14 protein-coding genes are annotated in these 14,566 nt (G+C 73.4%); 8 read left to right on the top strand and 6 right to left on the bottom strand.

From position 1 onward, the window contains the following. Window positions 1-117 precede the first annotated feature (117 nt). The gene (locus BIU97_RS01345) at window positions 118-1,008 is read right to left on the bottom strand and encodes a CPBP family intramembrane glutamic endopeptidase (protein ID WP_071296853.1); all 891 of its coding nucleotides are present in this window, start codon (window positions 1,006-1,008) and stop codon (window positions 118-120) included. A gap of 37 nt (window positions 1,009-1,045) precedes the next feature. Here BIU97_RS01345 and BIU97_RS01340 point away from each other — a divergent pair, with 37 nt between their 5' ends. The 3 genes from BIU97_RS01340 (at window position 1,046) to BIU97_RS01330 (ending at window position 3,170) form a co-directional block, all read left to right on the top strand. After that, entirely contained in the window at window positions 1,046-1,735 is a 690-nt protein-coding gene (locus BIU97_RS01340) for a metal-dependent transcriptional regulator (protein WP_071256936.1), read from the top strand. Between the two features lie 181 nt (window positions 1,736-1,916). Then, on the top strand, window positions 1,917-2,519 hold the full coding sequence (locus tag BIU97_RS01335) for a hypothetical protein (RefSeq protein WP_139195840.1): 603 nt from the start codon (window positions 1,917-1,919) through the stop codon (window positions 2,517-2,519). An 87-nt stretch (window positions 2,520-2,606) separates the two neighbouring features. Next, a complete protein-coding gene (locus BIU97_RS01330) occupies window positions 2,607-3,170 on the top strand; it encodes a hypothetical protein (protein WP_071296851.1) in 564 nt (187 codons plus the stop codon). A 134-nt stretch (window positions 3,171-3,304) separates the two neighbouring features. Here BIU97_RS01330 and BIU97_RS01325 read toward each other — a convergent pair whose 3' ends face one another. Together BIU97_RS01325 and BIU97_RS01320 are read right to left on the bottom strand one after the other, a co-directional pair. After that, window positions 3,305-4,582 carry a sodium:proton exchanger gene (locus BIU97_RS01325; protein ID WP_254782824.1) on the bottom strand — a complete coding sequence of 426 codons (1,278 nt, stop codon included), beginning with the start codon at window positions 4,580-4,582 and terminating at the stop codon, window positions 3,305-3,307. A 339-nt stretch (window positions 4,583-4,921) separates the two neighbouring features. Continuing rightward, window positions 4,922-5,566 carry a HEAT repeat domain-containing protein gene (locus BIU97_RS01320; RefSeq protein WP_071296850.1) on the bottom strand — a complete coding sequence of 215 codons (645 nt, stop codon included), beginning with the start codon at window positions 5,564-5,566 and terminating at the stop codon, window positions 4,922-4,924. Between the two features lie 116 nt (window positions 5,567-5,682). Here BIU97_RS01320 and BIU97_RS01315 point away from each other — a divergent pair, with 116 nt between their 5' ends. Further along, on the top strand, window positions 5,683-6,636 hold the full coding sequence (locus BIU97_RS01315; RefSeq protein WP_071296849.1) for an aldo/keto reductase: 954 nt from the start codon (window positions 5,683-5,685) through the stop codon (window positions 6,634-6,636). A 266-nt stretch (window positions 6,637-6,902) separates the two neighbouring features. Here BIU97_RS01315 and BIU97_RS17460 read toward each other — a convergent pair whose 3' ends face one another. After that, the gene (locus BIU97_RS17460) at window positions 6,903-9,143 is read right to left on the bottom strand and encodes a septum formation family protein (RefSeq protein WP_071296848.1); all 2,241 of its coding nucleotides are present in this window, start codon (window positions 9,141-9,143) and stop codon (window positions 6,903-6,905) included. Next, the gene (gene pyrE / locus BIU97_RS01305; protein WP_071296847.1) at window positions 9,140-9,691 is read right to left on the bottom strand and encodes an orotate phosphoribosyltransferase; all 552 of its coding nucleotides are present in this window, start codon (window positions 9,689-9,691) and stop codon (window positions 9,140-9,142) included. The genes BIU97_RS17460 and pyrE overlap by 4 nt, the downstream gene beginning before the upstream one ends. Before the next feature lie 101 nt (window positions 9,692-9,792). Here pyrE and BIU97_RS01300 point away from each other — a divergent pair, with 101 nt between their 5' ends. From BIU97_RS01300 to BIU97_RS01285, 4 genes are all read left to right on the top strand, one after another. Then, window positions 9,793-11,466, top strand: a complete 1,674-nt coding sequence (locus BIU97_RS01300) for a hypothetical protein (RefSeq protein ID WP_071296846.1) — start codon at window positions 9,793-9,795, stop codon at window positions 11,464-11,466. A 64-nt stretch (window positions 11,467-11,530) separates the two neighbouring features. Beyond that, window positions 11,531-12,874 carry a M23 family metallopeptidase gene (locus BIU97_RS01295; protein WP_071256947.1) on the top strand — a complete coding sequence of 448 codons (1,344 nt, stop codon included), beginning with the start codon at window positions 11,531-11,533 and terminating at the stop codon, window positions 12,872-12,874. A 40-nt stretch (window positions 12,875-12,914) separates the two neighbouring features. After that, window positions 12,915-13,751: an exodeoxyribonuclease III gene (locus tag BIU97_RS01290; RefSeq protein WP_071296845.1), complete on the top strand. Its 837-nt coding sequence runs from the start codon at window positions 12,915-12,917 to the stop codon at window positions 13,749-13,751. A 93-nt stretch (window positions 13,752-13,844) separates the two neighbouring features. Then, window positions 13,845-14,093, top strand: a complete 249-nt coding sequence (locus BIU97_RS01285; RefSeq protein WP_071296844.1) for a hypothetical protein — start codon at window positions 13,845-13,847, stop codon at window positions 14,091-14,093. Between the two features lie 9 nt (window positions 14,094-14,102). Here the strand turns inward: BIU97_RS01285 and BIU97_RS01280 are convergent, their stop codons facing one another. After that, window positions 14,103-14,510: an aldehyde dehydrogenase gene (locus BIU97_RS01280; protein WP_071256953.1), complete on the bottom strand. Its 408-nt coding sequence runs from the start codon at window positions 14,508-14,510 to the stop codon at window positions 14,103-14,105. Window positions 14,511-14,566 lie beyond the last annotated feature (56 nt).

Below are 14,566 nucleotides of genomic sequence, written 5' to 3'. Positions count from 1 at the left end.
TGCGTCGCTGCGCACGACCGAAGTGCATCCGCGCCACGTCGCGTCGCGGTTCCGGTGCACTCGGTGTGCGCCGTCGCGCCCAGGGCCGGACCGTGCCGGGCGCGACGGACGGGGTCGCTACCGCGATGCGAGACCGGCGGGGGCCTCGACGGATGCGGTGCCACGGGCCTCCAGGGCGAAGGCCGCCATCGGCGGCACCGAGCGCCACTGCTTCGCCAGGCGACGCGGGCGGTCGTCCCGCCACGCGACCAACGCGCCCGCGACGATCCCGAGCACCAGCACCCCGAACGAGAACAACCCGATCAGCCCGACCGCGAGCAGGCGGCCCCGGTCCTCGAACCCGGCGGTCGCCGAGAAGCCGATCGACCCGAAGTCCCAGAACGCGTGCAGGAGCACCGGGGCGAGCAGGTTGCCGGTGAGCCGACGGGCGACGTAGAGCGTGGAGCCGAACGACGCCGCGAACACCACCTGGAGCAGCGTCGCGTCGACCTCGGCACCGCCGAGCACGTTGAGCAGGTGGAGCACGCCGAACAGCGCGCACGAGATCGCCCACACGCCGATCTCCGGCACGCGACGGCGCAGTCCGACGAGCAGGACGCCGCGGGTCATCAGCTCCTCGAACACCCCGACGAACAGCACCCCCACGGTGAGCAGCAGGAAGTAGTGCGGCGGCAACGCCGACCAGTCCACGAAGGGCAGGCGGGCGAGGCCCACGAGCACGATGAGCAGCGGGGCGACCATCGTCCACCGCAGGGGCGTCCGGGTGCGGTCGACCGTGGCGATGCGCCACCAGCCGAGCGCGGTGACGAACACGGCGAGCGCCACGACGGCGATGCCCTCCGGCACCACGAGCGCCCGGACGACGCTGTCGACCGTCTGCCCGAGGGTCGCGTAGTCGTCACTCGGTCGGGACCGCCAGGCGCTGACCGCCGCGAAGACCACGATCGGGACGAGGCCGACGAGCAGGGACGGCGGGACCGGCCAGCGGCGGCGACGGGGTGGGTGCACGTCTCATCTGTACCAGGGCGGCCGTACGATTGGCGGTATGCGCCTGCCCTCCTTGTCGACCATGGCAGAGGACTACGTCAAGCTCATCTGGAAGGACGGCGAGCGCGGTGGCGCGGGGCTCGCCACGCGGGACATCGCGGCCGCGCTGAAGGTGTCGGCGTCGACGGTCTCCGGCAACCTCCGCAAGCTCGACCGTGACGGGCTCATCGAGCACACCCCGTACTACGGCGTCGTCCTCACCCCGCTCGGCCAGCAGGTCGCCGTCGCGATGGTGCGCCGGCACCGCCTCATCGAGACGTTCCTGGTCGAGCGGCTCGGCTACTCCTGGGACGAGGTCCACACCGAGGCCGAGGCACTCGAGCACGCCGTGTCCGAGCGGTTCCTCGACCGGGTGGACGCCGACCTCGGCCACCCCACGCACGACCCGCACGGCGACCCGATCCCCGCCGCCGACGGCTCGGTGCCGGACTCACCCGGCACACTGCTCGGCGCGGTCGAGCCGGGCTCGTGCGGCACGGTCGACCGGGTGTCGGACGACGACCCCTCGTTGCTGCGGTACTTCGACGAACTCGGGGTGGGACTCGGCACGCACCTGCGGGTCGAGCGAGTGCGCGACTACGCCGGCGTCATCGCAGTGGCGCGCCGGGCGAGCGACGGGACCGAGTCCCTCGTCGACCTGCCGGCAGCGGCGGCGTCCGCGATCTGGCTCGCTCCCGACGCCGACTGACCGCGGCCGGGCGGGCGCGCTCAAGGCCCGACGATCTCCGAGCACCCCCGTTCGGGGTACAGGTCTTGTCCCAGGAAGAGTCGACTGACAAGCATCCGGCCTGGGGTGAAACTGCTCGTGATCCAAATCGCGATCATTTTTCAAGAAGTGCGATGGCGCACTTCATGAAGGGGGAAAGACCATGCACGTTTCATCCAAGCTCGCCGGTGCGTTGCTCGTCACGACGGTCGCCGCAGGCATCGCAGTAGCAGCGCCGACCAGTGCCAACGCCGTCGTCGAGACCACATCGGTGACGATGCCGATGACCATCACCGGGTACGACGCGAAGGTCGCCGAAGCGCACGGCTACAAGATCGTGACCGACGCAGATGGGGTCCAGCAGTCCGTCCCCGTCACGGCCGCCGCGAAGAAGCAGGCCGCGAAGGACGCAGCGTCGAACCTCGCGACGAGGCCCGGGGGTGTCAGCACGAAGAACATCGTCTACGGATCGTGCGGCTCGTCCAGCCTCAACATCGTGCGGTACGTGAACGGGATCCGCATCTCCACGGGGTACTCGGTCAAGGCGGCGACGGTCCAGCACACCTGGAACGTCGACGGCTCGACGCTGTCGAAGGCCTACAGCGAGGGCTTCAGCGGTCTCAACAACAAGAGCTACTGGAACGCCACGCACGACGTCGCGATCGCGGGCAACGCGTCCGCGCACGGCACGGTCCGTGCCGGATCGAGCGCTCTGCTCGTGACCGGCGCGCGCTGCACGAGCGGATCACCCACCGACGCGTACTGATCCGCCAGTCCGGGGGTGGCGGCACGCCGTGCCGCCATCCCGCCCTGGCCGCCGTCGGCGGCGGCCAGACTCGAAGAAGGAGTGAGCATGCGCTACGCAGCGACGACACCGAACCCGGTCGACTGGCCCAACGAGATGGTGGTCGAGGTCGACGACCACGATCTCGAGATCCTCGAACTGCTGTTCGTCCGCAGCGCCTGGGGCCTCGGAGGACACAGCGGCGCCCCGGTGTCGACGGGTCCGATCGACACCGGCTCGTCACGTCGTCCGGTTCGCCTCCGCGACGACGTCGAGCGCACGTGGGCGGACGAGTGGGCGACGCTGCTGCAGTCGAAGCCCACCATCCGCAACACGACTCGGTGGCACGACAAGTACGGCTGGGAGGGCATCGACCAGGAAGCACTGGAAGCCTGGGTCGACTCGGTGCGCGGAGAGTCGCGCCAGATGCGTCCGATCGAAGAAGCACCCGAGACGAAGGCGCAGGGAAGCCTGATCGCCGCTTGGCGACGCGGGCTCCGTCGGGTGACCGTCCTCCCGGTCGAGGCATGGAGCCAGCAGCGTGACGAGGACGAGCTCATCGTCGCCGCCGAGGTGCGGGCCGACGAATCCGCATACCGCCTTGCACTCGACGGCTTCACCAGCAGCCGCTGACGACAGCGAGGTCGCACGACCTGCCGCTCACGTCCGCCGAGGACGCACCTTGCGCCGCCCGAGCGCCGACCAGGCGGCAGAACGCGCGACCTCGCGCCCGCCCAGCGCCGGGCCCCCGGCCCCTGGCCCCCGGCCTACGCCGCCCGCGGCCGGCGGAACGGCGCTGCGAGCGTCGGCCCGATCTCCCGCCGGTTGATCCAGAACACCACGACCGCCGCGACCAGGTGCACGGTGCTGAGCACCCACCGGCCGCTCGTGTCGGTCACGACGAACTGCACCGCGAACAGGGCCACGAGGGCGATCGCCGACCACCGGTGGAACCGCAGCGCGATGATGATCGCCACGCCGAGCACGGTCTGCGACGCGGTGAGCATGAACTCCTCGACCTGCCGGCCGTCGAGCGGCAGCCCGCCCGAGGTCCCGCCGCCGAGCACGTGCGCGATCGGCAGCGAGCCGACGAGCAGCGACCACTGGTTGATCTTCGACGCGATGAGCGTGCCGATGGCCGCGCCACCCATGCCGCGCAGTGCGAAGAGGACGGCGACGATGAACTCGGGGGCCTCGGTCGCGAGCGGCGCGAGCCACTGCACCAGGAAGTAGCTGTCGATGCCGAGCGCGCTGCCCGACTCGACGAGGGCGTCGGCGAACGGCTCCGCAGCCATGAGCACGATGGTGGCGGCTGCGGCGAAGAGCAGCACGATCGTCCAGCGGCGGGCGACCCTCGGCATCGAGGCGATGTTGCCGGCCATGCCGGGCAGGTCCTCGTCGTCGTCGCCCGGCACCTGCGAGGCCCGCCACAGGTAGACGACGAACACGGCCAGCAGCACGAAGCCGAACCACATCGGGATCGAGCCCATCAGCGGGATGAGGAACGCGACGACGGCGAGCAGTGCGAGGAACCCGACGTCGAGCCGTGCGGACCGCTCCAGCTCGAGCACCCGGCTGGCAGCGGCGGGCATCGAGCCCTCGCGCACGAACCGTCGCGCGACGAGCAGCGACACGATCACGACGAGCGGCCAGCCGAAGCCGAGCAGGAGCCGGTTCGACCCGGTCATGTTCGCGGCGGCGAACTGCTCGTACGCGGGGTCGTACCCGGAGCGGAACGCGTAGTACAGGTCGACGGCGTACTCGGGGAGCACGGCGATGAGCGCGAGGATCGCGATGGCGAGCGCCCCGGAGATGTCCTTCTGCGCGGCCTCGGCGGCCCAGGCGAGCAGGAACGCGGCGGCGACGACGGCACCGCCGAAGACGAACAGGTCGACGACCGGGTTCGGTGCGAGTCCGCCGAGGCGGAACACGACGGCGGGCAGCGCGAGGACGACGCAGATCGCGATGCGGCCCCAGGCGCTGGCGCCCATGCGGGGTGCGGGGGCGGCGGCCGTCGACGTGGGGGTCGACAGGGTGTCGGTCATGGTGGGTCTCCCGGGAGGAGCCACGGCAGGGCCTCGCAGGGAGGACCTCGGCCACGGCGGAACGGCCGAAGGTCTCGCTCGCCCGATCCGGCCCTGTCGGATCCGTGTCGGGTGGTGCACCGGGCCGATCGTCGTGATGGCCAGTGTGTCGATGCACGCGCTGGGAGCTACTCCCCTTCGGCACCCACCTTGGCGCGCTCCGATCCGCGTGCGCAAGCCGATCCGGCCTCTTCGGCGTCCCGAATCCAGGTCTTGCCCGGCCCGCCCCGGAACGGTCGGGAGGCCCGTGGCGGCGTCCGCCACGGGCCTCCCGTCCGTCAGGTGCGCACCCCGCGGGGCCTACCCCTTCGCCGACCGGGTGCGGCCGAGCGCGACCTCGCGGCGGGCGCGCTCGAGCGCGAGCGCCGAGGCGGCGTCGGGGTCTTGCAGCAGCCGCTCGGTCTCGGCGACGTGCTCGCGCACCGCCGCCGAGCCGCGGTCGGCGGCGGAGGCGAGCACGCTGGCGACGGTGTCCTCGCCGAGGGCGACGAGCGCCCGCGACAGGCTGAGACGTCGTTCACGGTCGCCGACGCCGAGCTGCACCGCGAGGGTGCGGGCGAGGCCGTCCCGTTCGTCGTCGGGCACCAGGCCGACGGCGGTGCGCCACGCGGTGCGCAGGACGCCCTCGTCGGGGTCGCCGAGCAGCGGGCGGACGACGGGCCAGGTCGACCGGTCACGGATCTTCGACAGCGTGTGCAGTGCCTGGCTGCGGGCCTGCGCCTCGGGTCGGGTGAGCTCGCGCGTGACCCGTGCGACGACGGCGTCGGCGGGGTGTCGGGTGAGCGCCCACGTCAGGGTGTCGCGGACGAACAGGTCCGGTTCCACCACGCACCGGGCGACGAGCACGTCCAGGTCCTCGGCCTGCGGGGTGGCCCCCGCGGCCATGACGGCCTGCAGTCGGACGGAGGAGCGCGGGTCGGCGAGGGCTTCGGTGAGCGCGGTCATCCGTCCATGCTCGTCCGCGATCCCGGGACCGCGTCGAGACTCGGGGCATACCGTCGGCAGACGACGGTCCGTCCCCGGACCGCCCACGACCACGTGCACAACCGGAAGGACCCCACATGCCCCGCATCGGCACCAGCGACCTCCACGTGTTCCCCCTCGCCCTCGGCGGCAACGTCTTCGGGTGGACGGCGGACGAGCGCACCTCCCACCAGGTGCTCGACGCGTACACCGCCGCGGGCGGTGACTTCGTCGACACCGCCGACGTCTACTCGGCCTGGGCGCCGGGCAACGAGGGCGGCGAGTCCGAGCGGGTCATCGGCTCGTGGCTCCGCGCCTCGGGCAAGCGCGACGACGTCGTCATCGCGACGAAGGGTTCGCAGCACCCGCAGTTCCAGGGCCTCGGCGCCGCGAACGTCGCCGCTGCCGCCCGTGCCAGCCTGCAGCGCCTCGGCACCGACCGCATCGACCTGTACTACGCGCACTTCGACGACCAGGCGACCCCGCTCGAGGAGACCGTCCGCGCCTTCGACCAGCTCGTGCAGGACGGCCTGGTGCGGTACACGGCGATCTCGAACTACTCGAAGGAGCGGGCCGAGGAGTGGATCCGCATCGCGACGGAGAACGGCCTCGCGCAGCCCGTCGCGATCCAGCCGCACTACAACCTGGTGACCCGCCAGCCGTACGAGTCCGACATCGCCCCGCTCGCCCACGAGCACGGCCTCGGCGTCGTGCCGTACTTCGCGCTCGCCGCCGGGTTCCTGACCGGCAAGTACCGCACGGAGGGCGACTTCGCCGGGAAGGACCGCGAGGGCCAGGTCTCCGGGTACTTCACGGACGAGGGTCTCGCCGTCGTCGACGCGCTGTCCACCGTCGCCGAGGCCCACGACGTCGCGATCGCCACCGTCGCCCTCGCCTGGCTGCAGGCGCAGCCGGACGTCGTCGCGCCGATCGCCAGCGCCCGGGACACCGACCAGCTGCCGGCACTGCTCGCCTCGGCGGCCCTCGAGCTCAGCGCCGACGAGCTGCAGACCCTGACCGACGTGTCGGCGCAGGTGCCGGCGAGCGCCTGACCCCACGCGCGCCCGGGTACCCGAGCGCCAGGCCCGTCCGGTCGGCCCGGATGCTCGTGCATGCTCCGACAGCCCACTCGTCGTTCGACGGGTGGGCTGTCGTTCGGTGCACACGCACCCGTTGCGTGTGCACGGTGCGACAGCCCACGCTCCGATCCCAGGGTGGATCGTCGCAGAACGGGTGCTCGGCGACCCCGGTCAGCCGCCGCGGCGGCGGGTGCGAGTGCGGGTGCGGGTGCGGGTGCGGGTGCGGGTGCGGCGCAGACCTACGCCGGCGCGAGCGACCCGGTGAGCGGCTGCCCGGACGACCGCGTCACGAAGCACGACAGGAAGTGGTCGCCCTGGTCCCACGTCTGCTGGTCGGGGGCGTAGGAGCCCTGCACCTGCACGTCCCCGACGGCGGCCGCGGCCGAGCCGTTCAGCGCCGCGTCCGACTGGCACTGCTCGGCGGCCTGCGCCCCGAGCGCCTCGGCGCCGGGGTACGCGTCGGCGGTCACCGGGATCCGCGCCGTGAGCTGGGCGATGTGCGGGGTCGCGCAGTCGACGACCGTGAAGGTCTGCGACCAGGCGTTCGTGAAGGGTGACAGGCACTCGCCACCGGCGAGGTCGGTCCACGGGTGCTCGCCGGGCAGCGCGGGCGTCGTCGCGAACTGCAGCGTCGTGCCGGACTGGGCTGCCTCGCTCGACGGCGCCGCGGCCGAGGGTGTGGTCGACGGGGTCGCCGGAGCCGTCGACGCAGCTGCGGCGGGCGAGCGCGTCGGTGCGGTCTGCTCCGCGATCCCGTTGCCCCGGATCCACAGGGTGAGCAGGAACACCGCGACGACGAGCACGAGGATGAGCACGACCGACGCGCCGATGAGCAGCTGCTTGCCGCGCGTGCCCTCGCTCCGGAGCCGGGCGACGCCCTCGTTGATGAAGTTGTCGCGACCGCCGGACGCACCGCCGGCACCGGACGACCCGCCCGCTCGCTGCCCGTTCGCGGCGGACACCCCGGCCGACGACGCGACGGCCGCCGGCATCATCCGCGTGCCGGTGTCCTCCGGGTCGTAGCCGGTGCCGCCGAGCTGGTCGACGGCCTCGGTGCCGAACAGGTCCTTGATGGCGCTCGTGTCGCTCGTCTCGCGGCCGGCCCACTCGGACTGGTCGAGGTCGTCCGGCGCGGTGCCCGGCAGGGCGGTCGGACGCTCGGCGACGTGGTCGTCGTCCCGGCGGTCGGCGCCGAGCCCGAGCAACGCGTCGAGGTCCTGCCCGACCGCGGGCGGCAGCGCCGCGGGGTACGCCTGGGTCCCGGCCACGGGCTCGACGAGCGGCGGGGCCGCCGTGGGCGGCACGGTCGCGTCGGGGTCGTCCCACCTCGCGTCGGCCGCCGGCATCGCGGTGGTCGGCGCGTCGGACGGGAGGCCCGGGGCGGGGTCCGCAGCGTCGTCCCGCCCGGGCGCGCGGCGCACGTCCAGGGCCTCGGTCGCGTCGGACGCGGGCGTCGCCCCGGGGCCGGGAGCGGCCGGCGCGCTCGCGGCGGCGGCAGCGGCTGCGGGGACGGCCGGCGGCACCGGGAACTCGCGGAGGACCGGCGGCACACCGTGCGCCGGGGTGGCGTCGTCGCGAGCGGGCTCGTCGGACTCCGCGGCGAGCGACCACGAGCCGGAGCCCGTCGAGGTCGTGGTGGTGTCGAACGTGTCCGCGGTCAGCGCGGACGGCACCTCGCCGGCCTCGTCGTCGCGGATCGCCCAGTCGAAGGGCCGGTCGGCGCCGGCGACACCCGACGCCGGTCGCCCGAGCTCGTCGAGGCGCAGCAGGTCGGTGAAGCTCGGCGGCTCCTCGGTCGGCGGCAGCACGTTCTCGACGCCGGGCGGCTGCTGGGCCACCGGACCGGTCGGCACGGCCCCGGGGCCCGTGGCCCGTCCGAGCCAGTCGACGTCGGCGCGACCCTCGCCGAACGGGTCGACGCGGCGGCGCTCCGCGTCGACGGCACGGCTCGCGGCGGCGCGTTCGTCCCGGTGCGTCTGCGCGGTCGGCAGCGAGATCGACGAGGGGTGCGGCGCGGCGGCGGCCGGGGGCACTGCGGCGGGCGGCGGGATGCGGTCGTGCAGGGTCGAGCGCTCGTACTCGACCGCCGCGGTGGGGTTCTCGGACGGTGCGGCGAGCTGCTCGGGCATCGAGATCGCCTGCGTGGCGCCGTCGTCGAGCGGCGCGGGAGCGGACGACACGGCGCCCGCGCCGGCGTCGGTGCCGGTGCTCGTGCCGGACTCGGGCTCGTCGTCGGGGACGAACGGTTCGGGCAGCGGTGCGCCGGTCTCCTTCGCGGAGCGCTCCGCCTCGCGGCGCTCGCGCCGTGAGGGCCAGTCGTCCGCGCCCCTGGGCGCCCCGAAGATGTCCGCAGCGCTGCGGAGCCCGTGGAACGGAGCGTCCTCGCCGGACGCACGCCGGGCCTCCTGGCCGTCGACCCCGTCTGCCGGGCCGGCGGTGTCCTCGGGCCCGCGCGCGTCCTCGGGACGCTCCTCGGTCACGCGGTCAGCCCCAGATCAGCCAACCCGATGGCCGCGAAGTAGGGGTAACCGGCGGCCTCGATGGTCTCCTTCGCACCGGTGTCCCGGTCGACGACGACCGCGACGGCGGCGATGATCGCGCCCTCGCGCTCGAGCGCCTCGGCCGCCTTGAGCGGCGAGCCACCCGTGGTCGAGGTGTCCTCGAGCACGACCACGCGCTTGCCCCGCAGGTCCGGGCCCTCGACCTGCTTGCCGCGGCCGTGGTCCTTCGGCTCCTTGCGGACGACGAACGCGTCGTAGGCCAGGCCCCGAGCGGCGGCCTGGTGCAGCACCGCGCTCGCGATGGGGTCGGCGCCCATGGTGAGGCCCCCGACCGCGTCGACGTCGGGCACCTGCTGCACGAGCTCGGTCATGACCTGGCCGATCAGCGGCGCGACCCGGTGGTCCAGGCTCACCTTCCGCAGGTCGATGTAGTACGTCGCCTTCTTCCCGCTGGTCAGGGTGAAGTCGCCGTGGAACACCGCTTCGGAGGAGATGAACTGGATCAACTGTTCGCGCGCGTCGGTCACAGCCCACAAGGGTAGCCGGTCGGGCGCGTCCCGCGCGCCTCCCGGCTGCCGGGGCGAGGAAGCGGTACGGGCACCGAGCGCGGCTCGGTACGCTCCGGAGCATGTCCCGAGCACCGCACCGCGCCACGGTGGCCACGTCGTCCGCCGGCGCGGGCCGGGCGTCGGCGGACACTGCGTCCGGCGCGGTCCGGCGGGAGGCCCTGGGCGCCCTGGTCGCGCTGGCCCTCGCCGTCGTGGCGCTGCGCCACGTCGTCGCCACCGAGCGCGTCTCGGTGCTCTGGTACGACGGCGACTCGGTGCTGCTGCCGCTCGTGCGCCGGTCGCTCGAGGCGGGGCAGCCGTTCGAGTGGGCGATGTCGCCCGCGCTGTTCTTCTTCCCCGAGCTGCCGGTCTACCTGCTCTGCGCCCTCGTGACGGCGACCCCGCAGCAGGCCCTCGCGCTGAACGGCGTGCTCGTGCTGCTCGCCGTCTACGCGCTGGTCCGGGCGGCGGCGAACGAGCTCATGCCCTCGGCCGGGCGCGCGGCGCGGATCACGGTGTCCGCCGGGGCGCTGGCGTTCGTGACCCTGCTGGTGCTCACCGAGTCGTCCCCGACGACGAACTCGCTCGAGCTGGCGTCGCTGCTGTTGACGACCACGTACTACTACGGGGTGGTGCTCGCGATGCTCGGCACGGCGGTGCTCGTGCTGCGGGCCGTCCGGACCGGCCGGGCCTCGCCGACGGTGCTCGTCGTGCTCGGGCTGGTCGCGGCGTGCACGACCGCGTCGAACCCGATGTACGTGCCGTGGTCGGCCGCGCCCGTGGTCGTCACGCTCGCGCTCCTCGCCCTGGCCCGTCGGGTGCCGTGGCGGCCGGCGGGGCTGCTCGGCGCGACGCTCGTGGTGGGCTCCGTCGTCGGGTACCTGCTCCGCGTCCCGCTGCGGCCCTTCGTGTCGCTCGACCCGTCCTCCTACCTGCACCCGGACCGGGCGGCCGCGTCGCTGCGCTTCTTCGCCGCGCTGACCGACGACCGCGCCGGCACCGCCGCCGGGGACGCCGGGCTGCTCCTGCTCTTCGCCGGGGTGCTCGTCGCGGTCGGCGGCACGGTGTGGGCGTGGCGGGTGCGGACGTCGCGGACGGTGCTCGTCGCCACCGCGCTCCCCCTGGTGACCGTGGTCGCCCTGTCGGTCGGCGTCGTCGTGACCGGGCAGGACGCCGCGCGGTACCTGCAGCCGATCGCCACCGTCCCGCTGCTCGCGCTCGTCGCCGTCGCGGAGCTCGCCCGCACGGCGGTCCGCCGCACCCGGGTGCACCGTCCGCGGCGCGGCCTCGCCACCGCCGTGGCCGTCGCCGCCGGCGTCGTGCTCGTCACCGGCGTGGCCGTCACGCCGAGCACCGCGGGTGCGGTCGCCGCCGCACGGTACGGCCCGACCGCCTGCCTCGAGCGCTGGGCCGACGGCCGTACCGTCACCGGCGTCGGCCAGTTCTGGACGGTCCGGCCGCTCGCCGCCTACGCGACGCCGAACGTGCACCTGCTGCAGGTCCGCGACACCTTCGACGCCTACCCCTGGCTCGTCGACCTCGGTGCCTACCGCGACGCGTCCCCGACGTTCGTCGTCGTGGGGTCGCGCGACCTGTGGACCACCGCCGTCGAGGACTCGCTCGGCGCCCCGGCGACCATCACCCACTGCACGGGCTTCGACGTCTACGACTACGCGGGCACGGCCGGCGCCGAGGTCCTGCGCCGCGACGTCGTCGGCAGCGCGGACGTGATCCGACGGGAACGCGGCTTCTAGGAGTTCTCCACAGCGGCGCGTTGTCGGTCGATCCCGGCTGTACGGATGTATAGGCTCGTGCCCGATGTCTCGATCCTCCCGCCTCCGCTCCCCCAGGGCCGCCGTGCGCCTGCGACTCGCCGTCACGGCCCTCGCGCTCACGGGCCTCGTCGGCACGGTCGTCGCCGAAGCCCCCGCCGCTCAGGCGGTGACCTACCCCACGTGGGACGAGGTCAAGGCCGCCCGCGGCAAGGAGTCCGCGAAGCAGGGGCAGATCACCGAGATCCGCGGCATCATCAGCGAGCTCGACGCGAAGGTCGAAGCTGCCGAGGCGAAGGCGCAGGAGCTCGGTGACGTGTTCTACGCGGCGCAGCGCAAGGCCCAGACCGCGGCCGAGAAGGAACAGCGGCTCCGCGCCGACGCGAAGGACCACGCGGAGGTCGCCGACCAGAGCGCCGCGCAGGCCGGCCAGTTCGCCGCGCAGATGGCCCGCTCGGGCGGCGCCGACGTCACCACCTCGGTGCTGACCAAGGGCGACGACGCGAGCGACCTGCTCTACGACCTCGGCGCGCTGAGCAAGCTCTCCGAGCAGGCCGAGCGCGTGCAGGCCGCCGCCGCCAACGACGCCGCCGTCGCCCAGTCTTTGCAGGCCCAGGCCGACCGTGCCGCCGAAGCGCTCGAGGACCTCGCGGCGAAGGCCGAGGCCCGCATGCAAGAGGCCCAGGCCGCCTCGGACGCGGTCCAGGCCGCGTACGACGAGCAGCAGTCGAACAAGGCGCGACTCGACGCCCAGCTCGCGACCCTGACCTCGGGGCGCGTCCGCACCGAGGCCGAGTTCGCCGCAGGTGAGCGTGCCCGCAAGCGGGCCGAGGAGAAGGCTGCGCGCGAGGCAGCCGAGCGTGCCGCGGCACAGCTCGCGGCGCAGAACGCGAACGCCGGCTCCTCCGGTGGCGGCGGGGGCGGCGGGGCGTCCTCCGGTGGCAGCAGCGGCGGGGGCGGTTCGGCCGGGTCCGGCTCGGGCACCGGCTGGGTCCGACCGGCGAGCGGGTACGTCATCAGCCCGTACGGCTACCGGGTGCACCCGATCACCGGCGTCGTCACCATGCACGAGGGCACCGACCTGGCGAGCGGCTGCTACACCCCCATCGTCGCGGCGTCGGCCGGCACCGTCGACTACGTGGGGTGGTACGGCGGGTACGGCAACTACGTCCGCATCAACCACGGCGGCGGCGTGCAGACCGCGTACGGCCACATCGTGGACGGCGGATTCCGGGTCGCCCAGGGGCAGCAGGTGTCCGCCGGGCAGCTCATCGCCCTGGTCGGCTCCACCGGTGCGTCGACCGGCTGCCACAGCCACGTCGAGGTCCACATCAACGGCGCCACCACGGACCCGGTGCCGTTCATGTCGGCCCGCGGCGTCGCCTTCTAGGCGCCACGGTCCCCAGCCGCCACCGGTAGGTTCTTGTCCCATGCGCGTGGCGACCTGGAACGTGAACTCCGTCCGCACCCGAGTGGGGCGGATCGTCGACTGGCTGGTGCGCGAGGACGTCGACGTCCTCGGCATGCAGGAGATCAAGTGCAAGCCGGAGCAGTTCCCGGTCGACGCCTTCGAGGCCGCGGGCTACCACGTCGAGGCGCACGGCCTGAACCAGTGGAACGGTGTCGCGTTCGCCAGTCGCCTGCCGATGGAGGACGTCACCCGCGACTTCCCCGGCCAGCCCGGCTTCCTCAAGGGCCACGAGGGCCCGGACCTGCCCGTCGAGGCGCGCGCGATGGGCGTCACGGTCGACGGCGTCCGGCTCTGGAGCCTGTACGTCCCGAACGGCCGCGAGCTCGGCGACCCGCACTACACGTACAAGCTCGACTGGCTCGCCCAGCTGGCCGACCGCACCTCGGAGTGGCTCGAGGCCTCGCCGGAGACCCCGCTCGCCCTGATGGGCGACTGGAACGTCGCACCGCTCGACGAGGACGTCTGGGACATCCGCGTCTTCGAGGGCTCGACCCACGTCAGCGAACCCGAGCGCGCCGCGTTCCGCGAGTTCGAGGCCCGCGGCCTGCAGGACGTCGTCCGCCCGATCGTCCCCGACGGCTCCACCTACTGGGACTACAAGCAGCTGCGGTTCCCCCGCGACGAGGGCATGCGGATCGACTTCGTGCTCGGCTCGCAGGCCTTCGCCGACGTCGTCACGGACGCCTCGATCCACCGCGACGAGCGGAAGGGCGACGCCCCGAGCGACCACGTCCCCGTGGTGGTCGACCTCGACCTCGACACCTCGCTCGACGACGACCGGCCGATGATCTTCTGACGTCTGTTACGCCCCGCGACCGCCGTCGTTGAGCGGTCGCCGACGGCCACGTAGGTTTCCCTGCACCGACCCCGTCCGAGAGCAGGTGCAGCCATGTCCCCCACGACCGTCCTCCCGATCCAGCGCGTCATGGCGAGCGCGGCCCCCGGCGCCTGGCGCGACGGCATCGTCCTCGAGACCGGCGTGACGGACACGGTCGTCGCGTTCCTCGACGGCGACGTGCAGCGGCTCCGGGTGGCGGGCGCCGACGGCGTCCTGTCGGTCGGCGACCCGGTCGCCCACCACCCGGTGGCGGAGATCCTCAGCGCCGGCGGCCGTCAGACCACGGCGCGCAGCGCGTAGCGGGACGGCTCAGGCGGCCATCGCGTCGAGCAGCGCCCGGCACTTCGACACCATCTCGTCGCAGGCCATCGCGCAGTACCGGCACGAGTCGTCCATGTCCTGGTGTCCGCGGCACTCGGCAGCACACGCGGTCCCCATCGCCACGACGGCCAGGAGCATCGCCCGCATCGCCTCGGTGTCCGTGCCCATCGGTCGCATCATCATCCGCATGCCGGTGTCCGCGAGCATCGCCGTGTTCGAGCACATCGCGGCACACGTCGCCATCTCGGCACCCATGCGCATGTCCGACGCGGAGCACATCGTCGCCGCCATCGACGCGGCGTTCATCGCCATCATCGTGTCCTGCACCGCGTCCGCGTCCATCGCCACGGGCATGTCCGTCGTCGACATGCTCTTCATCATCGCCATCGTGTCCATCGGAGGTCTCCGTCCGTCGTGGTCACGGGGCGGACCCGCCCCGTGGGTGCCAGGGT

This window comes from Curtobacterium sp. MCBA15_009 (assembly GCF_001864895.1).
In the GTDB taxonomy this organism is placed as follows: Bacteria; Actinomycetota; Actinomycetes; order Actinomycetales; family Microbacteriaceae; genus Curtobacterium.
This window is presented reverse-complemented; position numbering and strand designations above follow the sequence as displayed.